This window comes from Guyparkeria hydrothermalis, from assembly GCF_023555375.1.
GTDB classification, from domain to species: Bacteria; Pseudomonadota; Gammaproteobacteria; order Halothiobacillales; family Halothiobacillaceae; genus Guyparkeria; species Guyparkeria hydrothermalis.
The window spans coordinates 202,234-225,818 of the sequence record NZ_JAJSEE010000004.1 but is presented as its reverse complement, the minus strand read 5'-3'; the positions used below and the strand labels follow the sequence as shown (position 1 = coordinate 225,818).

The window sequence follows — 23,585 nt, the reverse complement described above, 5'->3', positions numbered from 1 at the left end:
GTTCAGGTAGCCCCTGCGCGACTTGTCATCCGTCCGACAGCCATAGGACGTTCCCTGAATGGGTCCGGTGAAGAGCCGGAGGAAGCACGGAGGCTATGGCTGGGTCGATGCGCATGACACCCCGATGACCGAACACGGCAAGGTGTTCGGTTAGGAGGCGGTCCTAGCCTGCCCGTCACACGAGGATGTGCGGCGGGCCGACCGGCTCTATCGGCGTATCTATCAGCGAGGCTATCGGGCGCGTCGTTTCCAGCCGCCTAGTCAGGATGTGCTCGGGGTGCTGGGGCTGCTTGGCTCGGCCGGCCTTGATTGGGTGACTGTCCCGGAGTACTCCTTGAGGAGCTCGCTAACGCGGTGCTTCTCGTCCTCGTTATGGGCATGGGCGACGACCGTCCACTCGCCGTGCGTTGATGCGTCGCGGGTGTCCGCGAGCACACGCTCATGATCCAGTCGAACGGACACGATACCGGCACTCAGCATGCCGAACAGGCCGCCGACCACGGCGAGAATTCCATAGACCCAGCCCGGGCTCGCCGTGGCCCAATCGAAACCGGCGCCGATCAGGATGCCGGCGACTATCAGGCCGACGACGGCACCGATCACGCCGAGCGCGGCATTGGAACGAAGTAGGGTCCGGGAAATCTCGGACGGCTCCGGATCCAGCTGCTCCGCCCGCTGGGGGTCGTCCGGCTCGACCACGTGGATATGTTCGTTGGATAGCCCGGCCTTGGTGGCCAGGGCGCTTGCGGCTTCACGGGCGCGGCGCTCGTCATGGAATACGGCGTCGACCACGTGCGGGAAACGTTCGGAAATGATTTCTGCAGGGTCCATAACATACCCTCCTCTGTGGCGATCCGTAACGGGATCGGAAAATACCCGAGTCCTGTCAATGAGATCCCTACAGGAGAATGTAGTTCAGATCGTCGGGCATATGGCGTTCAGTGCTCTGCACGCTAGAGATCAGTGGCGGCTTGAGGCGCACCACGACTGCATGTGAGCTTCACCAGTGGGTGACTCGCTTCAAGCGGCACTGACACCAATCCCTTTTCGCATTCCCGGTTCAGGCAGCCCCCCGCGCGAATAGCCACGCCGTTCGACGGCCGTCGGATGATCAGTGATCTGTCGATTGCGCTTTAGTGCGCGTTCTATGAACTATTATCTCCGTCAAAACTCCGATGAACAGGTAACGGATTTTTGGTTGAAATTCGGCCGTTAACTGGATTAGGAGGTGGTTCATGACTCAGGCAGAGATCATCAGCGAACGGTTTCCCCACAAGGTCAGTGCCGTGTTCCACAATGGTTCCCGCGCCCGCGATGCGGCCAACGCCCTGGCCGCCAAGGCCGGTTTTTCCTCGGACCAGATCGACTTGGTCGATCCCCACGACCCGCAGCTGGCTCACAAGGTCGAGAAAGACTCCGGCGCGATCTTCTCGACGATCCTGCGCTCGCATGCCGTGTTGGCGGTGGTTGGTGCCGTCGCCGGTCTCATCCTGGCCGGGGTGTTTGTCGGCGCCGGTTTCGATTGGGCCACGACGAGTCCGGGCTGGGTGTATGGCGTGTTCGCGGTGGTCGGTGGTGCCATCGGCATGCTGGGCGCGGGACTGGTCTCGATTCGTCCCGACCACGAGCCGGTGATCGCCGAGACCCAAGGCGCCAGCAAGCACGGCGAATGGACGGTGGTGGTCCACGCTCGTGACGAGGACGAGAAGCACAGGGCCGACGAACTGCTCGAGCACTATTCAAAAGAGGTCGCCGAATCGCTCTGATACGGTGGCGTCCCCGTTGTTGGGACGTCGCGCGCGACTTCGCCGGTGCCGTATGCCTCGGGGAAGTCGGGTGGTCGGTGAGTGGCCGTCCGGCCCAATACGCTGGCAGGGAGTTCGTGGATGCCGTTTGATATCGACTGGTCCTCGGTCTATTGGAACCTGACCTACTTGGCGGCGGCCTACGTGCTGGCCCTGCCGGTGGCGCTGGAACGCGAGACGCACTCGCGCTCGGCCGGTCTGCGCACGTTTCCGCTCGTTGCGGTCGCCAGTTGCGCCTACATGCTGCTCGGCATCAACGTGCTCGAATCCAGCGGCGCCGAGGCGCGGGTATTCGAGGGGATCATCACCGGCATGGGCTTCATTGGCGGCGGCGCGATTCTCAAGAGCCAGAATCGCACCACGGGCACGGCCACGGCGGCCAGCCTCTGGACCACCGGGGCGATCGGCGTGGCGGTGGCCTGGAATCATTTCGAGATCGCCCTGCTGCTCTCGATCGTCACCTTCGCCAGCCTGCGGCTGCTGTCACCGGCAAAGCAGGTGCTCAACGGGCATCGTGACGAGGCGGACGAACGCATCTCGGTTCGGGACACGCGCGATGAGGAGCGCTAGTTTGGCTCGTCGTTGACGGGCCGCAGCCATCGTCTGACGCGTCACGCGTCAGCCTAGAAACGAAAGAAGGCCACCGATCACTAGGGAAACTCTGTACGATTCGATGGCATCTCTGGCTCGCGGGTTTGCTCGCAATCAAGGCGCCGGACCGAAGACGGGCTCGTTGCCCGTCGAGGGACGGCAACGACGAGTGCGAGCAAACCCGCGAGCCCCTTTCGGGCGGACCTCCAAGGGCCCATCTGCGGCGTTGCAGCCCTTGTAAAGGGCGACGGCCCTTCACGGCGGACTGCGCCTTGCATCTGGGCCCTTGGAGGTCCCGCAGAGACGTCATCGAATCGTGCAGAGTTTCCCCAGGTGGCCTTCTTGTCGTCAGGGGAAGGGGATCAGCAACGGCCTTTCTTTGCCTGTCCCGGCGGGCAGAAATGCCCATGGCCGTGACCGTGGGTCTCGCGGTAGCGATGGCGCTCGTGGTGGCCGTCGTCACGGTAATACCGATCATCGCGGCTGTTGCGAGTGGTCACGCCGGTGCCAACGGCCGCGCCGATGCCCGAACCGACAATCGCCCCTTCGCGACCACCGACCTCGGCGCCGACGACGCCACCGAGTGCGCCACCGATTGCCCCGCCAATGGCGGCGTCACGGTGCAGTTCGCCGCCGAACGCGGCGGTGGTCGGCAGGATCAGGGCAGCGAGCAGCGTGCGAAAGCCCAGGGTTTGGATGCGGTGGGTCATGGTCTTGCTCCTGTGAGTGGTTTCACGGGCCAACCGGCCGTACCGGGCCCGTGATGTTCAACCGATGACCGGTTTGATAGGCAGGCTTATCGCAAGTTCCCCATCGACGATCCCAAGGGACTATCCACGCGAAGCTCATTGCGTAGAGCGCCTCGAGAGGTCAGTCGGTTTCGCCGTCCGCCTCCTCGGCGGTGGGGCCGACGATCACGACGACACGTTTCTGCGGATCGACGTGCCGGTTGAAGGCCTGGCGGATCTCGGCGGCGGTGACCGCCTCGACGCGCTCGGTGTAGTCGTCGAAGTAATCGAGTGGCAGGTCGAGGAAGGCCAGCGCACCGATCTGCTCGACGATCTTGCCGTTGCTGTTCAGGCGCATGGGAAAGCCACCGACGATATTGGCCTGGCTGTCGGCCAGTTCCTCGTCGCTCGGCCCCTCGTCGATGAAACGTGATAGTTCCTCGTCCATCAGCGACAGGGCGGTCTCGACCTGGTCGTTGCGCGTCTGGATGCCCATCACCAGTCGGCCGCCGGCACGCAGGGGCATGAGGTAGCTGTAGGTGCTGTAGGCCAGCCCGCGCTTCTCGCGCAGCTCGGACATCAGTCGCGAGGCAAAGCCGCTGCCGCCCAGCATGTGGTTGCCCACGTACAGCGGCAGGTAGTCCTCGTGCTTGCGCGGGATGCCGTCGAGGGCGACCAGTACGGTCGACTGTTCCGAGGGGAAGTTGATGCGCAGCGTCTCGGATTCCTCCAGCGGCGGCACCTCGGGCAGGGGCGGGGCGGGTTCACCCGTGGGCAGGCCGTCGGTGAGCGTATCGGCCAGGCGGCGCGCCTGCTCTGCCTCCATATCGCCGACGATCACCACGGTGGCATTGGCGGCCACGAAACGCTGCCGATGGAAGTCCCGCACATCGTCGGGGGCAATGGACTCGACCGACTCGCGGGTGCCGTCGGTGGGGTGGGCGTAGGGGTGATCGCCGAAGGCCGCCTTGCGCAGGGCGTCGCTCGCGACCGCCTGCGGGGATTGCTGGCGGGACTGGATGCCGCGCAGTTGCCGCTCGCGCTCGCGCTGGATGTCTTCGTCCTTGAAGGCCGGCTTGGCGATGACCTCGGCCATCAGCTCGACCGCCGGCCAGAGCCAATCCTCCTCGGTCAGGCTGCGCAGACGCACGGCGCTGGATTCGAGGTTGGCGCTGGCGGAAAACTCGGCCCCGACGCGGGCGAAGCCGTCGGCAATCGCCTTGGCGTCCCGTTCGGTGGTGCCCTCCTCGAGCAACGAGGCGGTCAGGCTGGCCGTGCCGCCTTTACCCGCGGGGTCGCGCACACTGCCGGCATCGAAGATCACCCGGGCGTCGACCATCGGCAGGCTGTCGGTGGGATAGAACAGCACCTCGGCGCCGTTGTCGGTCTGCCAGGTCTCGACCGGCAGGACCGGTTCGGCACGCGCCGTGGCCGAGATCAGCAGGGCGCCGAGCGCGAGGATCGCCGGCCAAAAGCGGCTGCGGGGATCAGTGGACACGTTCGATACCTCCGGTCGGGCTTGGCAAGTCGGTTGATTCGTCGGACGACGTCGGCTGGAGGGTGGCAATGGTCAGGCCGTCGTCCTGGAAATACTCTCGGGCGACTGCCTGCACGTCCTCGATGGTGACCGCACGCACGCCCTCGACGAACCGGTCGGCCAGTCGGTAATCCAGACCCACGGTCTCGTACATGCCCAGCTTCATGCCCTGGTAGAACAACGAGTCACGTTCATAGACGTCCGAGGCGACCACCTGCGCCTTGATGCGCTCGAGTTCGTCGGTCCCGACCGGTTCGCTCTTCAACCGCTCGATCTGGTCGCGCAAGAGCCGCTCGACCTCGTCGAGGGATTGCCCGTCACGCGGGGTGGCATCGACGGTGAACAGGGTCGTTTCCCGCGCGTTGAGGTTGTACCCCGCCGAGGCCGCCGAGAGCTTGCCGGCGCGCACCAGGTCGTTGTTCAGGCGCGCCCCGGAATCGCCGGCGAGGATGCCGGAGACGACGGCGAGCGCGTAGGCGGTGCGCGACTCCTCGGCGGTGACCAGCGACGGCACCTTGTAGCCCATCGTTACGTGCGGCAACTTCGCCGGAATGGACAGGTTGGCGCGCTTGAGGCCGTGTTGCTCCATCTCCTCGCGCGGCTTGGCCGGCGGCAGGTCGCGCCGTTCGATCGTCCCGTAGTGACGCTCGGCCAGTTCGACCACCGCCTCGGGTTCCACGTCGCCGACCACGATCAGGGTGGCGTTGTTGGGCGCGTAATGCTCGCGGTACCAGCGCTGCAGGTCCTCAACGGTGTAGGCATCGATATCGGTCTTCCAGCCGATAACCGGGTGGTGATAGCCGCTGCTGGTAAACGCCGTGGCGTAGAGCAGCTGGTTCAGGCGGGCATTGGGGTTGTCGCGCACCCGCGAGCGCCATTCCTCCTTGACCACCTCCTTCTCGCGGGCGAACTCCTCGGGGTCGATCTCGAGGTTGGCCATGCGATCGGCCTCCCAGCGCATCACCGTCTCCAGTTCATCGGCCGACAGGGTCTGGTAGTACCCGGTGAAATCGCGGCCGGTAAACGCGTTCTCCTCGCCACCGAGACGCGCGATGATGTCCGAGAACTCGCCGGGGCCGAGGTTTTCCGTGCCCTTGAACATCATGTGCTCGAACATGTGGGCGATCCCGGTGATCCCGCCCGGCTCGTCGACCGAGCCGACCTTGTACCAGATCTGGTGGGTGACCACCGGGGCGCGCTCGTCGGGCAGGACGAGGACCTTGAGACCGTTGTCGAGCGTGGTTTCGTGGACCGCGTCGCTCGCCTTGCCGGCGGCTGCCATCGGGGCGGCAATCAGCGCGAGCGAGGAGAGCACGACGGGGAGCAGGGCGGCGAGATAACGTCGGGGCTGCATGCGTTTGGGCTACCAAGGGGTTAACGAACGGGGCGCCATGCGGGCATGGCCGGAATCGGTGTGACCGTTCCCGCGGGCGGCGGTTTCACACTCCCGCCACCGGGTCCAGACTCACTGCACGGGTTCCGAGAGACGGCTGCGGGAGGTGCTGCATGGATTTCTCGATCATACAGGGCAATATCGCGACGCAATCGGCCGATTGCCTGGTCAATGCCGCCGGCACCACGCTTGCCATGGGCAGCGGGGTTGCGGGCGCGCTGCGTAAGGCGGCCAACGGGCCGATCAACGAGGCGGCGATGGCCCAGGGGCCGGTCCCGCTGGGTGGCGTGGCCGTGACGCAAGGCTTCGATCTGCCCGCCCGCTGGGTGATCCACGCGGCGGCCATGCCGCATTACGGCGATGGGCGCGCCACGGAGCATAGTATCCGTGCGGCGGTTCGCAACACCTTGGCCAAGGCCGACGAGTTGGGGTGTCGCTCAATGGTGATCCCGCCACTGGGCTGCGGGGTGGCCGGCTTCGATCTTGCCACCGGGGCACGCCTGATTCTCGAGGAAATCGACCGCTACGAGCCCACCACGCTGACCGACGTGCGGTTGATCGTCTATCAAGAGGCGGATCGTGAGCGGATCGAGGCGGTCGCCCGCGGGGTTCGCGGCGGTTGAATCTCAATTCGACCCCGTCGGCTTGACCAAAAAAATCCGGCCCTGGTTTTTCTCCCGGGGCCGGATGGGTGATGGTCGAAGGACCTTCGTGGATCAGGCGTTGACTACCCGCCGGGGCCCGCTGCGGGGGGGCTCCTCCATCGCCGCCGGCGTGCCGTCGGACGCCTTGTCCGCGTAGGGCGTGCTCGGCCCGTTGACCAGGAAATCCATCAGGTGATTGCGGAACGGGTAGTAGTGCTCGTCGTGATGCATTTCCTGACGTGAGCGCGGCTTTTTCAGCGGGTTGTAGGCGCACTCGGCGACCTCGGCGAACGGCCCGTTGGTCATCAACAGGATCTTGTCGGCCAGGAGGATCGCCTCGTCGACGTCGTGGGTGATCATGAAGACGGTCTGCTCGGTGGCCTGGCAGATCGCCAGCAGCTCGTCCTGGATGACGCCGCGGGTCAGCGCATCCAGCGCACCGAACGGCTCGTCCATCAACAGCATCTTCGGCTCGATGGCGAACGCCCGGGCGATGCCGACGCGCTGGCGCATCCCGCCGGAGAGCTGGTGCGGCTTCTTGTCGATCGCGTGCGACAGGCCGACCATCTCGACGTACTTCTCCACCTGCGCGTTCACCTCATCCTTGGAGTGGTGCTTGAAGCGGGATTTCACCGCGAAGGCGACGTTCTCGCGCACCGTCAGCCAGGGCATCAGGGCGTGGCCCTGGAAGACCACGCCGCGGTCGAGGCCCGGTCCGGTGACTTGCCGGTTCTCCATGAAGACGTAGCCGTCGGTCGCGGCGTCCAGCCCGGCGAGGATGTTGAGGATGGTCGACTTGCCGCAGCCGGAGTGGCCGATCAGGCAGACGAATTCGCCCTTTTCGATCTCGAAGTCGAGGTTCTGGAACACGGTGACCGGTTCCTGGCCCATCGGCGCGGGGAAGGTCTTCTCCAGGCCGTCGACCTGGATGAATGCGGGGGTAGTCATGGTCAGACCTCCTTATAACTGACGGCCTTGCCAAGCAAGCCGAAGATCATGTCGAGGATCATGCCGACCACGCCGATCAAGAGGATGGCGAAGATCACGTTGGCGAGATCGAGGTTGTTCCACTCGTTCCAGATGAAGTAGCCGATACCGGTACCACCGACGAGCATTTCCGCGGCGACGATGACCAGCCAGGCGATGCCCATCGAGATGCGCATGCCGGTGAGAATCGTCGGGGCGGCGGCCGGCAGGATCACCTGGAACGCCTTCTTGATCGGGCCGACCTCGAGGGTCTTGGCCACGGCGAGCCAGTCGTCGCGGACCGAGGCAACCCCGTAGGCGGTGTTCACCATCATCGGCCAGATCGAGCAGATGAAGATCACGAAGATCGACGAGATCGAGGCGTCCTGGATGATGTAGAGCGCCAGCGGCATCCAGGCGAGCGGCGAGATGGGTTTCAGTATCTGGATGTAGGGGGCCAGCGCCTTGTGCATCAACGGCGACATGCCGATCAGGAAGCCCAACGGCACGGCGACCAGCGCGGCGAGCGCGAAGCCGGCCAGCACCCGCCAGAGCGAATGGGCCAGCTGGATGCCGATGCCCATGTCGTTGGAGCCCGAGACGTAGAACGGATCGGACAGGTGCGTCCAGATCGCCGAACCAATATCCCCCGGGGTGGGGATGTCGGATTCCTGGACGGTATCCAGCCCCATCATCGCGGCGTACTCGGGGTCCATGTCGCCCAGATCGACCTGGGTGGGCAGGGTCGCCCCCCACCACGCGCCGACGAAGGCGAGCAGCAGGAGAATCGAGACGATGCCGGCGCGTAAGCGCAGTGACTGGCTCATGGTTTAGGCCCTCCCGATCTCGAACGATTCGAGGTATGCCTGCGGGCGTGCCGGGTCGAATTCCTTGCCCATGATCATGTGCTTTTTGCTGTTGATCTCGGGTGCCGGCAGGCCCATCTCGGCCAGGCGCTGGCGCGCGTCGGTCGCGCGGAAGATCTCCTCGGCGATGTCGGCGTAGTCGATCTCTTCTTCGATGTAGCCCCAGCGCTTCATCTGCGTGAGGATCCACACGCCCATCGATTCCCACGGGAACGGGTCGAAGTCGGCACGCTCGGGCTCCTCGATGATGTTGCCCAACCCGTCGGCGTAGCGGCCGGTCATCACCTGGTCGAGCACGATCTTCGGCTGGTTGAGGTAGTTGGCCGGGGCGATCGCCTCGATGATCTCCGGGCGGTTTTCCTTCTTGTGCGCGTAGACCGTGGCGCTGGCAATGGCGCGGAACAGCGCGGAGAAGGTGTTGGGGTTTTCCTCGACGAAGCTCCTGGTTGCACCGAAGGCGCAGCAGGGATGGCCGTCCCAGAGATCCTTGGACAGCACGTGGATGAAGCCGGCGCCCTCGTAGACCGCGCGCTGGTTGAACGGCTCGGGGCCGAGGAAGCCGTCGATATTGCCGGCCTTGAGGTTGGCGACCATCTCCGGCGGGGCGATGACCTTGAGCTGGACATCCTGGTCCGGGTCGACGCCGTGCTCGGCGAGGTAGTAGCGCAGCAGCAGGTTGTGCATCGAGTGGTCGTAGGGGATGCCGAAGGTCATGCCCTTCCAGTTGCTCGGATCACGATTCTCCTTGTGCTTGTTGTGCATCGTGATCGCCTGGCCATTGATGTTCTGGATGGTGGCGACGTAGGTGTCCTGCTGACGCGCGCCGACCCCGAGCGAGGCGGAGATCGGCATCGGCGAGAGCATGTGCGAGGCGTCGAGCTGGCCATTGGCGACGTTGTCTCGAATCAGTGCCCAGCCGGCGGTCTTGACCACCTCGACGTCGAGGCCTTCGCGCTCGTAGAAGCCCATCGGGTGGGCCATGATGATCGGCGTGGCGCAGGTGATCGGGATGAAACCGACCTTGAGCTTCTTCTTCTCCAGCGGCCCGGCCGGATCGGCGGCAATGGCCTTGGCGGCAGCCATCGGGAAGAAGGTCGAGACGGCGGCCATCGCCGTGCTCACGCCCACGGCCTTGATGAAGTTGCGACGGGTCCGATCTTCCGGGAACAGCGAGCGCATGACCGAGGATTCCACGGCGCGGTTGAGGGCGGCCTCTTCGTCGGTCGGGTTCGGGCTGGCGCCGATGGCGGCATTGTGGTCCGCCTGGCTGGCGTGCTTGCCGCAGGTGCAGCCGCGGTGCAGTGACTGGTCGGGATCGAACGGGTTATCGAATGTGGACATGGTTTCGCTCTCGGGTCGGTGAGTGACGACCTCGAGATTGCAGATGCCGTGCCACACCGCTCGTTTGCGCCAGATCAACGCGAATTGGCCGAAAATGACGCATTTTCGCACCAGGAGGGAGCGGTGGCGGGGGATCGATCCCGTTCTTGGTGCGTCGGTGAGGGCCGTATCGCCGCGCAATGCCCGCCAATGGCGGACAAAGTCTTAGGTCCGCTTCTTGCACTTCCGGGAATGTCATTCCTTCAGACCCGGAGCCCCCATGAGCGACGCCCAAGCCCTCCAGTCGTCGGCACGCGCCGACAGTGCCGATGCCGAACTGCTGGTCGTTCACGAGGCCACGCAATGGCTCTCGCACCTGAACGACCCGGATACCGTGATCGGCCGGATGCTGCGGCTGCTCTCGCAGATCACCGGCCTCAACCGTGGGCGCGTGGTACTCCCCGATGCCAGCGGCGAGTTCATGGAGATCCGCTACGCCTACGGGCTCTCGTCCGACGAGCGCGACCGCGGCCGTTACCGGGTAGGCGAGGGCGTGACCGGGCGGGTGATGCGTACCGGGCAGGTGGCCGTGGTCCAGGACATCGACGAGGAGCCGGTCTACCTCACCCGCGCGGTCGAGCGCGACACCCTGCCGCCCGAGACGGTCGCCTTCCTGGCCGTGCCGATCCTCAACGAGGACCAGCCCATGGGCGTGCTGGGTGCCCACCGCATCCGCGAGCGCCACCGCCCGTTGCACCGCGACATCACGCTGCTGCGCATCATGGCCGCCCTGATTGCGCGCGTGCTCAAAGTCGACGACCTGATCCGCGAGCAGACCGCCGCGCTGGCCGAGGAGAACGAATCCCTGCGTGAGGCCCTGTCGAGCAACCAGGAGGCGCGTCACGGCATCCTCGGCGAGAGCCCGGCCTTGCGTCAGGCCTTTCGCCAGACCCTGCATGTCTCGCCGACCCAGGCGACCGTGTTGCTCAACGGCGAGTCGGGCACCGGCAAGGAGCGTTTCGCGCGCATGGTGCACCTGACCAGCCCCCGCTGCGACGGGCCGTTCATCGCCATTAACTGCGCGGCCATCCCCGATGCGCTGCTGGAATCGGAATTGTTCGGTCACGAGAAGGGCGCGTTCACCGGGGCGGTGTCGGCCAAGAAGGGCAGCGTGGAACTGGCCTCCGGCGGCACGCTGTTCCTCGACGAGATCGGCGATCTGGCCTTCGATTTGCAGTCCAAGTTGTTGCACGTGCTGGAAAAACAGACCATCCACCGGGTGGGTGGCACCAAGGACGTGCCGGTGGATGTGCGCATCATTGCCGCCACCCACAAGAACCTGCAGGAGGCGGTCAACCAGGGACGCTTTCGCATCGACCTGTTCTACCGGCTGAACGTCTTTCCCATCCACCTGCCGGCGCTGCGCGAGCGCGACGGCGACGTGAAGCTGCTCGCGCGGCATTTCCTGCAGGTCGCCAGCCAGGAGTTCGACCGCAACGCCACGTTCGAGGCCGGCGTGCTCGATCGACTGGCCGCCTACAACTGGCCGGGCAACATCCGGCAACTGGAGAACGTGATCAAGCGCGCGGTACTGGTGGCCCAGAACGGCTGGATCACCGTGGCCGATATCGAGCTGATCCTGACCCACGAGTCGCACGTCACCGATCACCTTGAGGCCGGTGGTCGCCCGGAGCCGTCGGCATCGACGCCGGGGCCGGGGGACCCCGCGGGCATGGGAGCGGGGAACACGGGCCCTGACCACGCGCCGTCGTCATCGCCAGGGTCATCGCCCGGGTCACCACATGGGCAGCCGCCCGGGCGCGCCTACCGCTGGGTGCGCGAAGACGAGGCCGATGCCCTGCTGGCGGCCCTGGAAGCGACCGGAGGCAACAAGACCCAGGCCGCCTCTCGGCTGGGCATGACCACCCGGCAGTTCCGTTACCGCCTGGACAAGCTGGGTTTGCAAGGGGGGTGAGCGGGGGTGTTTCCCGGAAGTGGTCGCGGTCAGGAAGAAGCTGGTGGCGGTGACGCTTTTCCTGCGTTTCCGTCTTTCTGTTCGATCAAGGGCAGGTAGCCGGGCAGGGCCTCGACCCGTGCGATCCACTGGCCGATGGCCGGGTAGGGGGCCAGCGACACGCCGGCCTCGTCGGCCAGTGCCACGTACGGGTAGCAGGCCAGATCGGCGATGGTGGGATGGTCGGCGGCGAGCCAGTCGGCCTGTTCGAGGCGTTGCTCCATCAACGCCAACCCGGCGCGTCCCTCCTGCTGGCACTGTTCGCGGTTGAATGGGGCACCGAGCCGCCAGACGGCGCGGGCACGGGCCAAGCCGTAGAGGAGTTCGTCACCGGCTACGGCCAGCCACTGCATCACGGCCGCCTCGGCGGCCGGTTCGTCGGGGAGCCATCGGCGGGTGCCGTAGCGACGTGCGAGATAGATCAGTATCGCCATCGAGTCCCAGATGCGCACCTCGCCGTCGACCAGGAACGGCACCTGGCCGCGCGGGTCGATGCGTTTGAATTCGGGCGAGGCGGGTTGTTTGGCGACGACGTCGATGGGCGCGCGCTCATACTCCAAATCGAGCATCGAGAGCAGCAGTCGCACCTTGTGGCAGTTGCCGGACAGGGGGAAGTCGTAGAGCGTAATCGAACTCACGGCGGTGTCTCCGGGAGTGGGTCGGGGCGGACGTCCGTTCGGCCCGCAGAAGAAAGGCCCGGCATGCCGGGCCCCACTGAAATGCCTTGGCGCCGCAGGGGCGCGTCAGGTTCAGGCCACGAAGGGCAGGCCTTCCTCGATCGGCAGGCTCGGGTCACGCGACCACTCGTTCCAGGAGCCGAAGTACAGGCGCACGTTCTCGATGCCCGCCGCGCGCAGGGCGACCAGCGTGTTCGACGCCCGCGCGCCCTTGAAACAGTACAGGAACACCTCGGAATCCGGCGAGATGCCGACGCTGTCGCACTCGGCACGGATCTCGGCCGGTGACTTGAAGCGTGCGACGTCGCCGGGCTTCATGAAGCGATACCACTCGATCCACTTGGCATCAGGCAGACGCCCCTTGCGCGGACAGAAATCCTTGCCGTAGGGCGAGGAGCTCTCGGCGATCCACTCGTCGACGTCGCGCACGTCGAGCAGGACCACGTCATCGCGCTCCAGGGCCGCGAGCACGTCGTCCTTGTCCAGCATGACGTCGCTGGCGCTGCTGTCGAGCGGAAAGGCGGCGGCCACCGGGGCCGGTGAGTCGGTGCTGACCGGCAGGCCGGCTGCCACCCAACCCTGAAAGCCGCCGTGCAGGATGCTGATTTTGTCCTTGGGGTAGCCGAGGTGTTCGAGCAGGAACAGGCCGCGACAGGACTGGCCAAAGCCCGTGTCCATGGCGTCCTCGTAGAGCACGGCCACCTTGTTGCCATCCAGCCCGGCTGCACCGAACTTGTCGCTGAACCGTTGTTCGAGTTCGGCCAGCCCTTCCGGGGTTGAAGTGGCCAGGAAGGTGAAGATTTCCGGCATGTTGATCGCCCCCGGCAGATGCCCGGCGGCGTAGGCCTCGGGGCTGCGCGTGTCGATCGGCACGATGGCACCGGGATCGAGTGACTTGAGATCCTGCGGTTCGATCAGGGGGTTGCTCATGGGGTGCTCCTGGGGCTTCTGGCCCGGTGGGTGGCTAGGCGGTGGTCGATGGGTGGGACCACCTCAACTGACGCGTCCCGTGACGCGCCGGTAAAGGGATTCGTGTTCACTGACCGCCTTGCCGGCCAGGGCGTAGCCGGCGAGTTGGCCGCGGCTGACGAAGTCGTTGCGTTGGCCCTCGGCCACGGTGTGCGGGGTCCAGCGGCCCAGGTCGGCAAGCCGGCGGTCGGGTGGGCAGAGCATGATCGGCAGGCTGGGGGTCTTGACGCGAATCGCGGCCGGGCGGTGTTCGAATGGCTCACAGTCGCCATTCAGGGCCGCGGCGGCGGTCGTGGCCATGCGGCGGATCGGCTCGATGAAGAAATAGCTGCGCTCCTCGATCTCGGCGCAGTCGCCTACGGCGTAGACGTGCGGGTCGCTGGTCTGCATGGTCTGCGCCGAGGCGAGGATGCCGCGGTTGGTGACCAGCCCGGCGCGGTTGGCCAGATCGGTGTTGGGCACCAGCCCCATCGCCGAGATCACCTCGTCGGTGCGGATTTCCCCGCCGTTGGTCAGCGTGACCTTCAGGCGCTCGTCGGCCGGGTCGACGCGGGCGAGGCTGATGCCAGGGCGAAAGTCGACACCCTTGGCGGCCAGATGCCGCCCCAGCTCGTCGCCCAGCGGCGCGGGGGCGAGCCGGTCGAGCGGGCGTTCGCCGAGATCGAGCACGGTGACGCGATGGCCGCCGGCGGTCAGATCCTCGGCCAGTTCCACGCCGATCAACCCGGCGCCGATGATGGTGACGTGGCGCGGTTCGCCGTCGAGACGGGCGCGCAGGCGCTGGTAGGCGGCGAGATGATTGAGCCGCGTGATGCGAGGGGCGGCATCGCCGTCGAAGGCGCGAAAGCGCTGGCGGGCACCGAGGGCGAGCACCAGCTCCCCGTAGTGGACCGGGCCGCGGGTGGTCAGCAGGCGCTTGCCGTCGGTGTTCAGCGCCAGCACCGAGGTGTTCGGTTGCAGGGTGATGCCCAGTTCGGCGGCCTTGGCCGGCCCGCTCTGCTCGACGAGATCTTCCGGGGCGCGGCCTTGGCTGATCGCCATCGACAGACCCGGCTTGGTGTAGGCGGCCGCCTCGTCGTTGCTGATCAGGGTGATGGGGCGGTCGGGGTCGCGGGCCCGAAGCTCTTCGGCGACCGTCCAGCCGGCGATGCCGGCGCCGACGATGACCACCGAGTCCGGACCGCCCACGCCGCCCTGTGCCGCGCGCGGCCGCGGGGCACCGTTCTGCGCGGCGCGCTGGGCGGCGTACTCGTGCAGGGGCATGAAATCGGCCTTGGTCACCCCGCACAGCGGGCAGTACCAGTCGTCGGGGATGTCCTCGAAGCGGGTCCCCGGTGCGATGCCGCTGTCCGGGTCGCCCTCGTCCTCGTCGTAGATCCAGCCGCAGACGGTGCAGATCCAGCGGATGTCGTCGTCAGGCGTGTTCATGGCGGGTCACCTTGGTTTCGTTCAGTTCGTAGACGGTCGTTGGGGGACGCGGCTCGGCCTTGGGCCGGGTCACGTCGATCGCGGCGATACCGAGCCAGGCGAGCAGGCTGCCGGTGAACATGAGCGGCAAGACGGCGCGCATCCGTGGGGTAGGCATGGCAATGACCGGGTAGCGGCACATGGGATCAGTCGATCAACGCCTCGATTTCCTTTCGCAGGTGCTTGATCGCCGGGGTCACGATCGCGACGAAATAGGCCTCGCGCAGCTTGCGCTGGGCCGGGGCATCGACGAGGTAGCCGTTCGCGCCGGTGTGCAGCATCGCGCTGTTGGCCGCGCGCAGCGCGAGCTCGGAGCCGGCCAGTCGCAGTTCCAGTACCTGGCGGAAATAGGCCGGGTCGGGGTTGTGCACGTCGGTGGCGAGTTCGCGCACCAGGGCGCGGGTGTCTTCCAGGGCCTCGCGCAGTTCGTCGGGGCGGTCGTCGAGGTAGGCGTTGATGTGCCCCAGGCGCGGCTCGACGTCTTCGCACAGGCGAATGCATCCCTCGATCACGCCGGTGGCCATGCCCGCCTGAAGCAGGACGAAGCCCGCCTTGATGCGTTGCAGGAACGGGCCGACCGGGTCGGCAATGATCTCGTTCTTGGGGATGAAGACATCCTCGAAGAACAGGGCGTAGGTGCCGGTGCCCTCCATGCCGCAGAACTCGACCAGTTGCTTGATGGAAAGCCCGGCCGTGTCGGTGTGTACCAGCGCCATCACGTCGCGCGGGTTGTCGCCTTCGACGCGGAAGATCGATCCGAAAACATGGTGCTCGCCCAGGTTCGAGATCCACGGCAGGTTGCCGTTGACGATAAAGCCGTCGGCGGTCTCCTCGGCGTGCAGCAGGATGTCCTCGATGCCGGCGAAGTACTTCATCGGGTTGGACAGGGCGGTGCCACCGAGCAGTTCGCCGCTGGCGAGCTTCGGCAGGACGGTGTCCTTCAAGTGCTGGTTGTCGGAGTTCTCGACGTACCAGGCCACGGCGTCCTGACACCAGGTCATGAAGCCGGTGGACATGCATTCGGCCGAGATGCGGTCCATGTCGTCGATGGCCGCGGCGATATCCATGCCGGCCGGGTTCTGTGAGGCGAGGTGGTGGCGATAGGCTCCGGCCGCACCGATTTCGTGCAACAGGTCGGCGGGGTATTCGCCGTGATCGATCGCGATCACCTTGGGCTTGAGGGCGCGGCGAATCACTGTGTCGAGGTCGGGCGCCGCGTCGGTTTTCAGGAACGCCGGTACGTCGGGCGGGGCCACGGTGGGACGGGCCGCCACGGTGTCGTGGGTGGCGAGATTCATGGGATCACCTCCGGTAGAAGGCCCGGCGGACCGGGCCGATTGGACGACGTCTCGGCGATCAGGCGAGATGGCAGGAGAGGTCGACCGGACGGGTCATGGTGTTGGCCACCGGAGACCACTTCTCGGCGGTGTCCAGCAGATCCTGCAGGTCTTCCTGGCTGATCGGGTCGACCGTCTCGACGTCGAAGTAGACGCGGATGGCGGTGAAGCCCAGCGGCTTGGATTCGTCGAGGTCACCCGTGCCCCAGACGGCGGTGACGTTGATGTCCGCTTCCATGTTCAGCTCGAGCTTGCTGATCTTGATCTGGCGCGCGGTGGCATTGGCGTGCACGCCGACGGCCAGGCAGGCGCCCAGCGCGGCCAGGGAGGCCTCGGACGGGTTCGGGGCGGTGTCGTCGCCCAGCAGGTGCGGCGGCTCGTCGACCACCACCGGGTCGAGATCACGGATGTAGGTCAGGTTGCGGAAACGGCCTTCACAGACGGTCTTCGCCTTGAGCGTGACCACCGCGTCCGGGTTGGCCTTGCCTTTCTCGCTCAGGGCATTGAGGCCGTCGGCATCGATTTCCTTGATCGCCTGGCGGATGCAGGACGGGGCGACGGGTTGGGCGGTTGCTGTGCTCATGAGTATTCACTCCGGTTCTGGATTGGCTTGGACGTGGGCCGGGATCTCGCTCGACGAGTCCCGCCGTCGCCTACTGCATTGCAGAGGCTGTGCCAAGAACCGGAAATGGCGTTGTGGCGCCGTTTGGAAGGGCTGGTGCATGGCGCTGCCCCAGGGTGGGGCAGGCATTGTCGGACAATGTCGGGGCTTTCGCCGGCGTGGGGCGGACAATGTCGGGCTGGCGGCGTGTTAGTGCGCTGATGGAATGCGTAAGTGTCGGATACAAAAGGATAAGTGCTGCTTGGCAGGCTTCTTGTAACGACAGGGGACAGTGGCCTTGGCGGTCACGACTACAAACCCGATATCCCTTGACGGAGATGCCCTCATGATGACCAAGCAAGCACTGACCGACCTGATCCTGGAAAAGAAGACCGCGCTCGGCCTGTCCTGGGCCGATATCGCCAGTGGCGTAGACCTGTCCCCGACGTTCGTCACCTCGGCCTGTCTGGGCATGAACAGCCTCAAGCCCGAGTTCGCCGACAAGCTGATCGCGATCCTCGAACTGCCCGCCGAGGCCAAGGCCGCGATCGAGGCTTGCCCCATGAAGACCTGGGAACAGACCGTGCCGACCGACCCGCTCATCTATCGCCTCTACGAGGTCGTGGGCGTCTATGGTTCGACCATGAAGGAGCTGATCCACGAGGAATTCGGCGACGGCATCATGAGTGCCATCGACTTCTCGCTCGACGTCGACCGCGAGGTCAACCCCGCCGGCGATCGCGTCGTGATCACCATGAACGGCAAGTTCCTGCCCTACAAATCCTGGTAGGCCGCTCGCGACGGAACCGCGAGCCGAACGTGAAAAGGGCGCGTCCGAGACGCGCCCTTTTTACATGACCGGCGGATGGCGATCCGTCCACCGGGATCGGCTTTGCCGACGCGATCAGTCGATCAGGACCCGGGCGTTGATCGGTTGAACCGGCCGGTTGTTCTCCGTGCCGATCGCTTTCTCGAACGACGTGATCTGCTCGGTGGAGAGGGTGGGGTGCTGTTGTATGACCACCCAGCGGACACCCTCGCTGCAGGGCGGCGTGGTCAGCGAACCGTTGTAACGATAATGTTCGGTTCCGGCAGGTAGCAGTTCGGCCGCGTTGAACGCGGCATCCAGCTCAACCTCTTCGCCTGCCGAGCCGGGGAGCTTCTTCACGAGCGGCTCGAGCGCGTCGTTGGCTTCTCCTTCCTCGAACAGCGCGGCCACGACGGCTAGGTTGCCGTCCGGGTCGGCATGGACGAAATGCACTTCCAGCGGGAAATGTTTCCCATCAATGGTGTGCTCGCTCGGGGCATGGAAATGGAACTGTTTGAGCTGGAAGTCCCGGCCGTCGAGCGTAAGGGTGCTGCCTTTCTGGTAGTCGACCTGAATGGCGTGACCATTATTGACGAGGTGGGTGCCGCCGTCGCTGTAGTCGAATGTCGGGGCTGACTGATCCGCCGACAAGGATGCGGTTACATCGATGGGCGACTGGTTCACGCCGTCACCACAGCTCGAGTACGCCGGGTCGAGCGAGGCCCACTGGTCCGGGCCGGCATCGCCCTTGTAGCTCCAGTGAGTGGCGTCAGCTGCCATGGCGTGATGGGGCAGGCCGAACGTGGCGACCACTACGGCAATGGTTCCGGGAGTAATTCGCATGTGGGACTCCTTGTTTGTTGTGGTTGGCGGATGATCGCTCAGATGCGACTAGGTAGCCAGGCTATTAGTTCCCGGAACGGTGAACGCTTTTGGTCCAAGTGCATAGACTGCTAATAAAAAGCCCGCTACCCTCGTGCCGTGCCTCGAACCCATGACAAGGAGAGTGACGATGCTGATGCTGGACGTGAAGGATCTCGAGTGGTGGTACTGGCTGGTGACGGCCGTGCTGCTGAGTGTCGGGCTGTTGATCGACCCGGTGGGGCTGTGGCTGGCCGTGGGGTTGACCGTGATCAACCTGGCCCATTTTTCCCTGCGCGCCGATCGCCTGACCGCCTTTCCGGTGCAGGTGCGGTTCTTCTACCTGCTGTTGCTGCTGCTCGCGTTGCCCGAGGCGATGCGCTGGCTGTTCTGGATTCCCATGATCGGCACCTGGGCGCAGGTGCTGGTGGGCTACTGCACCATGGCCCGCCTGGTCTCGCTGCTGCCGTGGAATCGCCGCGAGCCGTTGACCTGGCGGCTGGTATGGCGACGGTTCGTATCGGCGCCGGTACGGGGCAGCGTGGCGGACTGAGTCATCGAGGCCCGGGATTTGAACAAAAAACGGCGCGGATGATTCCGCGCCGTTTGTCGTTTTGCATCTGGCTTACGCCGCTTCGCTGACCCAGTCCCCCGGGCCGCGGCGGCGCTGCACGTCGCCCTCGTCGGTCAGACGTAGCAGGGTGAGCCAGCGATTGCCCACCAGGTGCTGCAGGGTCTCGTTGCCGGCGATGATGTCGTCGATCGCCTCGGCCGGCGCTTCGACGAAGGCCGACAGGCGCAGAGGCTCGTGGCGCCAGTTCTCGCCGTCGTGCAGCGACTGCATCGACAGGCCCACCCGCAGGTCGCCGCCGTTGCCCTCGAGCACGCCGACCAGGCCGCCGACGACGTTGTGCAGCACCTTGTTGCCCGAGCCCTGGCGCTCGTTGTCGACCGTCGAGCCGTAGTACTGCAGGTTGATCCAGCTCGCCACCACTAGCGGGGCGGTCAGGATCAGCTCGAGCACGCCGAAGCCCTCGTCACGGCGCCAGTCGTAGTCGTGCAGGAACGACCGGCCGGCCAGATCCAGGCCGCGGGTGCGCTCGCGCGGCGCGGCGATGAAGGCGGCGTTGCCGGCCAGGCCCCATTCCGGGCGGACCTCGGACCAGTCGCGCCCGCGGTGGGCCACGGCCTTGCGCGCGGCCTCGCGATCCGCCGGGCTGTCGGACAGGTTCTCGCGCAATGTCACCAGCCGCTCCAGGCGGGTGAGGTCACCGGCCTGAACCAGCGCCTGCCGCAACTCGTCGAGCTTTGTCCGATCGACCGCCCCCTCGTCGAGGTCGAGCAGGTCGACCTCGTCGGTGGTGGTGTCGTGCAGCGCGGCGACGAAATGCGTGTCGGCGGGAATCTCGATGCCACGCCCGACCAGCCCGTCCCGGATCGCCGGGTCGTTCAGCAGGTCGGCGGCCACCCGGGCGCTGACCTCGCCGGTCTGTCCGGCGCAGGCACCACAATCCAGGCCCGCGCGGTGCGGGTTGTTGGTCGTGGTGCTGCCGTGGCCGGCCAGCAGCACGATCGGCGCGATCGACTCGGTCAGGCCCAGGCCGCGCAGGATGCCCTCGGCCATGCCCACGCGGGCCTCGAGGTCGGCCTCGGAGGCGAGCGACGGGTGGATGCGGGCGCGCTCCTCGTCGCTCAGCCCGGCCTGGTCCGGCGGCGGGGCCGGGGTGTGCCAGCCGAGCGTGTCGCCGATCAGCTTCGGGATGTAGGTCAGGCCGGCCGACTCGACGAAGGTGAAGCAGGAGGCCGCCGAGAGCTTGAACTGCTTCCACGACAGGCCATTGCCGATGCGCTGTTCACGACGCGCGGCCAGTTCCTCGCCCGCCTGGTCGCCGCCCTCGGCGCGATCCGCGACGGTCACGCCCGGGTTCAAGAGCACCGGGGTGTGGGTGCGGCACTGCGACTCGCCCAGGCGCTGGTAGGCCAGCGGCACGCCGAAGAAACCGGCAAAGCCGATGGTCCGCGCGCCCGGGAAGCTGGTCTCCAGGTGACGACGGAAGACCTCCGAGCGCACGTCGATGCAGAAGGCCGCCTGTACCGGCGGCCGCGCCGCGTCGGTCTGCGCGGCAGGGCTCGCCTGGCGGAAATGCCGGATGACCGGGTCGCGGAAGGCGATCTCGGTGGCCGTGAGCATGACCTCGTCGATCACCGCCTCGTTCTCGGCGGCGGCGATCGCCTCGTGGTGGCGTTCGATCTCCCGCTGCCAGTCGCGACGAATCGCGGCGCTGTCGGTGGACTGGAGCGCGAGCGCCTCCCAGACCAGCCGCACGGCGAGCAGGTCGGTGAGGTCCTCGTTGCTGCCAGCGGTCAGCTCGGCGCCCCACAGGCGGTAGCGGCAGTAGGCCGCCCAGCCGTTGACCGATTTGAGTGCCGCGAACAGGTAGTCGGCATGCACGGACTCCGGCAATTGCAGGATCTCGATCGCCCAGGCGATCGCCTCGATTGGCTCGCTGGGCACCGCCTTCAGGTGGCGGCGCGCCTCGCCCAGCCCGGCGGCACGGGCGCTGCGATCGATCAGGGTGTACTCGCGCCAGGCGGTGAACAGCGACTCGCTCTCGTCCGGGGCGCTCCAGATCGCCTGGCCGCGGTCGAAGTGGGCGGCGAGGAAGTGGCTGATCTGGTCGACCACGAAGATCGAGATCGGCGCCGCACCCGGGCGGTCGAGCATCTCGACCAGCATCGGGATCGGCGTGCTGCTCCGGTGGGGGGCCTCGAGTGCCTTGATGACCGTCTCGACGCCGACCGGGTGGCCCAGGTGCTCGACGGCACGCTCGATGTGCGTGCGGGCCAGTCGCCCGTCGCGCCAGCGCTGGGCGTACCACTCGTGGTCCATGACCGTGCGCTCGCCGGCGATCGCGCCGAGGTAGCCGGCCGCCTCGCTGAACGGCTGGTCGATCAGGCCCAGGTAGGGATTGACCGCGACGAACGAGTCCAGCGGCCAGAGCGGGGCGATCTTGCGCCCGGCCGCGTCGGCCAGCTCGCGGACGTGGTCGAGGGCGAGCCGCCCGGTCGTGCGAGACGTCTGGGCGTTGTGCTGTTGGGTCTGCGTTGCCAGTGTCATGGCCGTGTCCTCCCGGTAGATATCCGGCGAATCAGTATTGGGTGGTAGTGACGGGCGTTTGCGCCTTGAGCGCGTCATGGCGCGAGCGGTGCTGACCGACCTTGTGCGGCCAGAGGCGATGCGCGGCGCGCTCGACCAACAAGTCGACGTACAGCCCGTTGTAGAGGTGGACGAACAGCCCCTTGCGGCCCGAGCCGTTGAAGTGCTCGCGCCCCGGTCCCTGCAGCCAGGCGAGGAACAGGAAGCTGATGGTGGTCAGCGCCAGCATCAGGCCGTAGGCCGGCGTCAGGGTGTCGGGGATCCCGGCGACCGTCGGCCCGAACAGGGTCACGAATGCCTCGTGCAGCGCGAAGTAGACCGCCGCCATGATCGCGGCCAGCCCCGCGGCCCGCGCGATGCCGGCCGCACCCGGGGCGACGATGATCGCCTTGAGCACCAGCTGGGCCACCGCCAGGGCGACGATCGCGATCAGGGCGATCAGGGCCGGCTCGTGGCTCACCGAGAGGCCCAGCACGGCGGCCAGTGCCGCGGTCAAGGCGAGGCTGGCGACGATCGTGACCGCCCAGGTGCCGAAGCCCACCCGGCGGCGCGCGGCCGGTTTCGGCTGGCGCAACTGGTCGGGGATGCTGCCGGCGGCGAGGAAGGCATGCGCCTTGTAGAGCGAATGGCCGACCAGGTGCAGCAGGGCCAGCGCGAACAGGCCCAGGCCCAGCTCGAGCAGCATGAAGCCGAGTTGGCCGGTGGTCGACCAGGCCAGCGAGGACTTCACGGCCGTCTGCGTGAGCATGACCAGGGAGGCGATCACCAGGGTGAGCAGGCCCATGATCGCGAGCAGGAATAGTGCGCTGCCCTGGGCGGCGAGGAACTCGCTGGTGCGCAGCACGATGATCGCGCCGCTGTAGACGATGCCCGCGTGCATCAGCGCCGAGACCGGGGTGGGCGCCTCCATCACCTGCAGGAGCCAACCGTGGAATGGGAACTGGGCGCTCTTGAGGATCGCGGCGAGCACGATCAGGAAGGCCGCGGCGTGCATCCCCATCGGCATGCCGTTCTGGGCATGGGCCCACTCGGCGATCGCGTCGAATTGCAGGCTGCCGACCTGGTGGCCGATCAGCAGGGTGGCGCCGACCAGGCAGGCGTCCGCGCTGCGGCTGAACAGGGATTTCTTGTGCGTGGCCATGACCGCGCGCGGGCGATCCGGGTAGAACAGCAGCAGCTTGTGCAGCGAGAAGCCGGTCAGGATGATCGCCAGCGTGAACAGCGCGAGGTTGGCCGAGATCACGACCAGCAGGAAGAAGCCGGCGGTCAGGGCGAGCAGGCGGAAGAAGCGGGCCTGCTGCGGGTCGCCGTCGAGGTACTTCTCGCTGTAGCGGGCGATCAGGGTGACCACGAGCGCGACCAGCACGGCCAGCGCCATGGTCAGCTGGTCGACCTGGATCGACAGCGCCAGCGCGCCGATGTCACCCGGCAGGGGCAGGGCGGCGAGGGTCAGCGGCGCCCGGTCGCCCGCGAGGAAGACGACGGTTGCGGCAATCGCCAGCGTCAACGCGCCAATGGCCGCCCAGCGGACACGGCGACGATAGCGCGACGCGGCCGCCACGCCCGCGGCCGTGGCGGGGATCGCCGCGATCAGCAGGAGCAGCGGCATCAGGGCGAGCAGGGTGCCGGCAAGCGGCCAGTTGGTCAGTGTGTTCATGGTGTCCCTCCGGTCGGGCTGGTGGTTCGGGTCCGCTGGAGGAGTCCAGACGGTCCCGCCGGCAGGACGAAAGGTAGAGATGGGCGCGATCGATCACCAATACGAATTCCCGAAGTGATCTATTGATCGTGATCTATGCGCGGATTTCCGCATGGCCTTCGGGGCAATGAATCGTGTGTCGGGGCCT

The 23,585-nt window shown here is 66.4% G+C and carries 22 protein-coding genes; 6 read left to right on the top strand and 16 right to left on the bottom strand.

Annotated elements, in window-relative coordinates; all coding sequences use genetic code 11:
• Positions 1–261 precede the first annotated feature (261 nt).
• The gene (locus LV475_RS07360; RefSeq protein ID WP_250106071.1) at positions 262–831 is read right to left on the bottom strand and encodes a hypothetical protein; all 570 of its coding nucleotides are present in this window, start codon (positions 829–831) and stop codon (positions 262–264) included.
• 404 nt (positions 832–1,235) lie between these two features.
• Here LV475_RS07360 and LV475_RS07355 point away from each other — a divergent pair, with 404 nt between their 5' ends.
• Both LV475_RS07355 and LV475_RS07350 read left to right on the top strand, forming a co-directional pair.
• On the top strand, positions 1,236–1,766 hold the full coding sequence (locus LV475_RS07355; protein ID WP_136866006.1) for a hypothetical protein: 531 nt from the start codon (positions 1,236–1,238) through the stop codon (positions 1,764–1,766).
• 120 nt (positions 1,767–1,886) lie between these two features.
• Positions 1,887–2,375: an MgtC/SapB family protein gene (locus tag LV475_RS07350; protein ID WP_136866007.1), complete on the top strand. Its 489-nt coding sequence runs from the start codon at positions 1,887–1,889 to the stop codon at positions 2,373–2,375.
• Positions 2,376–2,758: 383 nt separating this feature from the next.
• Here LV475_RS07350 and LV475_RS07345 read toward each other — a convergent pair whose 3' ends face one another.
• From LV475_RS07345 to LV475_RS07335, 3 genes are all read right to left on the bottom strand, one after another.
• On the bottom strand, positions 2,759–3,106 hold the full coding sequence (locus LV475_RS07345) for a YMGG-like glycine zipper-containing protein (RefSeq protein ID WP_197039239.1): 348 nt from the start codon (positions 3,104–3,106) through the stop codon (positions 2,759–2,761).
• Positions 3,107–3,266: 160 nt separating this feature from the next.
• Positions 3,267–4,622: a M16 family metallopeptidase gene (locus tag LV475_RS07340; RefSeq protein ID WP_250106070.1), complete on the bottom strand. Its 1,356-nt coding sequence runs from the start codon at positions 4,620–4,622 to the stop codon at positions 3,267–3,269.
• A complete protein-coding gene (locus LV475_RS07335; protein ID WP_250106069.1) occupies positions 4,612–6,015 on the bottom strand; it encodes a M16 family metallopeptidase in 1,404 nt (467 codons plus the stop codon). The genes LV475_RS07340 and LV475_RS07335 overlap by 11 nt, the downstream gene beginning before the upstream one ends.
• 152 nt (positions 6,016–6,167) lie before the next feature.
• On the opposite strand from LV475_RS07335, the gene LV475_RS07330 reads away from it, so the two are divergent.
• Entirely contained in the window at positions 6,168–6,677 is a 510-nt protein-coding gene (locus tag LV475_RS07330) for a macro domain-containing protein (RefSeq protein WP_250106068.1), read from the top strand.
• Positions 6,678–6,770: 93 nt separating this feature from the next.
• Here the strand turns inward: LV475_RS07330 and LV475_RS07325 are convergent, their stop codons facing one another.
• From LV475_RS07325 to LV475_RS07315, 3 genes are read right to left on the bottom strand one after another with little or no spacing between them, the layout of a single operon-like run.
• Positions 6,771–7,646 carry an ABC transporter ATP-binding protein gene (locus tag LV475_RS07325; protein ID WP_250106067.1) on the bottom strand — a complete coding sequence of 292 codons (876 nt, stop codon included), beginning with the start codon at positions 7,644–7,646 and terminating at the stop codon, positions 6,771–6,773.
• Between the two features lie 2 nt (positions 7,647–7,648).
• Entirely contained in the window at positions 7,649–8,491 is an 843-nt protein-coding gene (gene ntrB, locus LV475_RS07320) for a nitrate ABC transporter permease (RefSeq protein WP_250106066.1), read from the bottom strand.
• Positions 8,492–8,494: 3 nt separating this feature from the next.
• The gene (locus LV475_RS07315; RefSeq protein ID WP_136866012.1) at positions 8,495–9,871 is read right to left on the bottom strand and encodes an ABC transporter substrate-binding protein; all 1,377 of its coding nucleotides are present in this window, start codon (positions 9,869–9,871) and stop codon (positions 8,495–8,497) included.
• Positions 9,872–10,130: 259 nt separating this feature from the next.
• Here LV475_RS07315 and LV475_RS07310 point away from each other — a divergent pair, with 259 nt between their 5' ends.
• A complete protein-coding gene (locus LV475_RS07310; RefSeq protein WP_136866013.1) occupies positions 10,131–11,825 on the top strand; it encodes a sigma 54-interacting transcriptional regulator in 1,695 nt (564 codons plus the stop codon).
• A gap of 29 nt (positions 11,826–11,854) precedes the next feature.
• Here the strand turns inward: LV475_RS07310 and LV475_RS11145 are convergent, their stop codons facing one another.
• The 6 genes from LV475_RS11145 to LV475_RS07275 all read right to left on the bottom strand — a co-directional run bounded on the left by LV475_RS11145 (position 11,855) and on the right by LV475_RS07275 (position 16,897).
• Positions 11,855–12,502, bottom strand: a complete 648-nt coding sequence (locus LV475_RS11145; protein ID WP_136866014.1) for a glutathione S-transferase family protein — start codon at positions 12,500–12,502, stop codon at positions 11,855–11,857.
• 111 nt (positions 12,503–12,613) lie between these two features.
• Positions 12,614–13,471 carry a sulfurtransferase gene (locus tag LV475_RS07300; protein ID WP_136866015.1) on the bottom strand — a complete coding sequence of 286 codons (858 nt, stop codon included), beginning with the start codon at positions 13,469–13,471 and terminating at the stop codon, positions 12,614–12,616.
• Between the two features lie 63 nt (positions 13,472–13,534).
• Positions 13,535–14,938, bottom strand: a complete 1,404-nt coding sequence (locus LV475_RS07295) for an FAD-dependent oxidoreductase (RefSeq protein WP_284047251.1) — start codon at positions 14,936–14,938, stop codon at positions 13,535–13,537.
• Complete coding sequence (locus LV475_RS07285; RefSeq protein WP_156573527.1) at positions 14,925–15,095, bottom strand: hypothetical protein; 171 nt, start codon at positions 15,093–15,095, stop codon at positions 14,925–14,927. Before LV475_RS07285 ends, LV475_RS07295 begins: the two co-directional genes overlap by 14 nt.
• A 28-nt stretch (positions 15,096–15,123) precedes the next feature.
• On the bottom strand, positions 15,124–16,275 hold the full coding sequence (locus LV475_RS07280; RefSeq protein ID WP_211238763.1) for an acyl-CoA dehydrogenase family protein: 1,152 nt from the start codon (positions 16,273–16,275) through the stop codon (positions 15,124–15,126).
• A gap of 58 nt (positions 16,276–16,333) precedes the next feature.
• On the bottom strand, positions 16,334–16,897 hold the full coding sequence (locus LV475_RS07275; RefSeq protein WP_136866017.1) for an OsmC family protein: 564 nt from the start codon (positions 16,895–16,897) through the stop codon (positions 16,334–16,336).
• Between the two features lie 364 nt (positions 16,898–17,261).
• On the opposite strand from LV475_RS07275, the gene cynS reads away from it, so the two are divergent.
• Positions 17,262–17,705 (top strand): cyanase, encoded by a 444-nt coding sequence (cynS, locus tag LV475_RS07270; RefSeq protein WP_125198672.1) that lies wholly within the window; start codon positions 17,262–17,264, stop codon positions 17,703–17,705.
• Positions 17,706–17,819: 114 nt separating this feature from the next.
• On the opposite strand, the gene LV475_RS07265 is transcribed toward cynS, so the two are convergent.
• On the bottom strand, positions 17,820–18,566 hold the full coding sequence (locus LV475_RS07265) for a carbonic anhydrase (protein WP_125198673.1): 747 nt from the start codon (positions 18,564–18,566) through the stop codon (positions 17,820–17,822).
• A 169-nt stretch (positions 18,567–18,735) separates the two neighbouring features.
• Here LV475_RS07265 and LV475_RS07260 point away from each other — a divergent pair, with 169 nt between their 5' ends.
• The gene (locus LV475_RS07260; RefSeq protein ID WP_250106065.1) at positions 18,736–19,137 is read left to right on the top strand and encodes a hypothetical protein; all 402 of its coding nucleotides are present in this window, start codon (positions 18,736–18,738) and stop codon (positions 19,135–19,137) included.
• A gap of 72 nt (positions 19,138–19,209) precedes the next feature.
• Here the strand turns inward: LV475_RS07260 and LV475_RS07255 are convergent, their stop codons facing one another.
• Both LV475_RS07255 and LV475_RS07250 read right to left on the bottom strand, forming a co-directional pair.
• The gene (locus tag LV475_RS07255; RefSeq protein ID WP_250106064.1) at positions 19,210–21,702 is read right to left on the bottom strand and encodes a YbcC family protein; all 2,493 of its coding nucleotides are present in this window, start codon (positions 21,700–21,702) and stop codon (positions 19,210–19,212) included.
• 31 nt (positions 21,703–21,733) lie between these two features.
• Positions 21,734–23,398 carry an NADH-quinone oxidoreductase subunit L gene (locus LV475_RS07250; protein WP_250106063.1) on the bottom strand — a complete coding sequence of 555 codons (1,665 nt, stop codon included), beginning with the start codon at positions 23,396–23,398 and terminating at the stop codon, positions 21,734–21,736.
• Between the last annotated feature and the right edge of the window lie 187 nt (positions 23,399–23,585).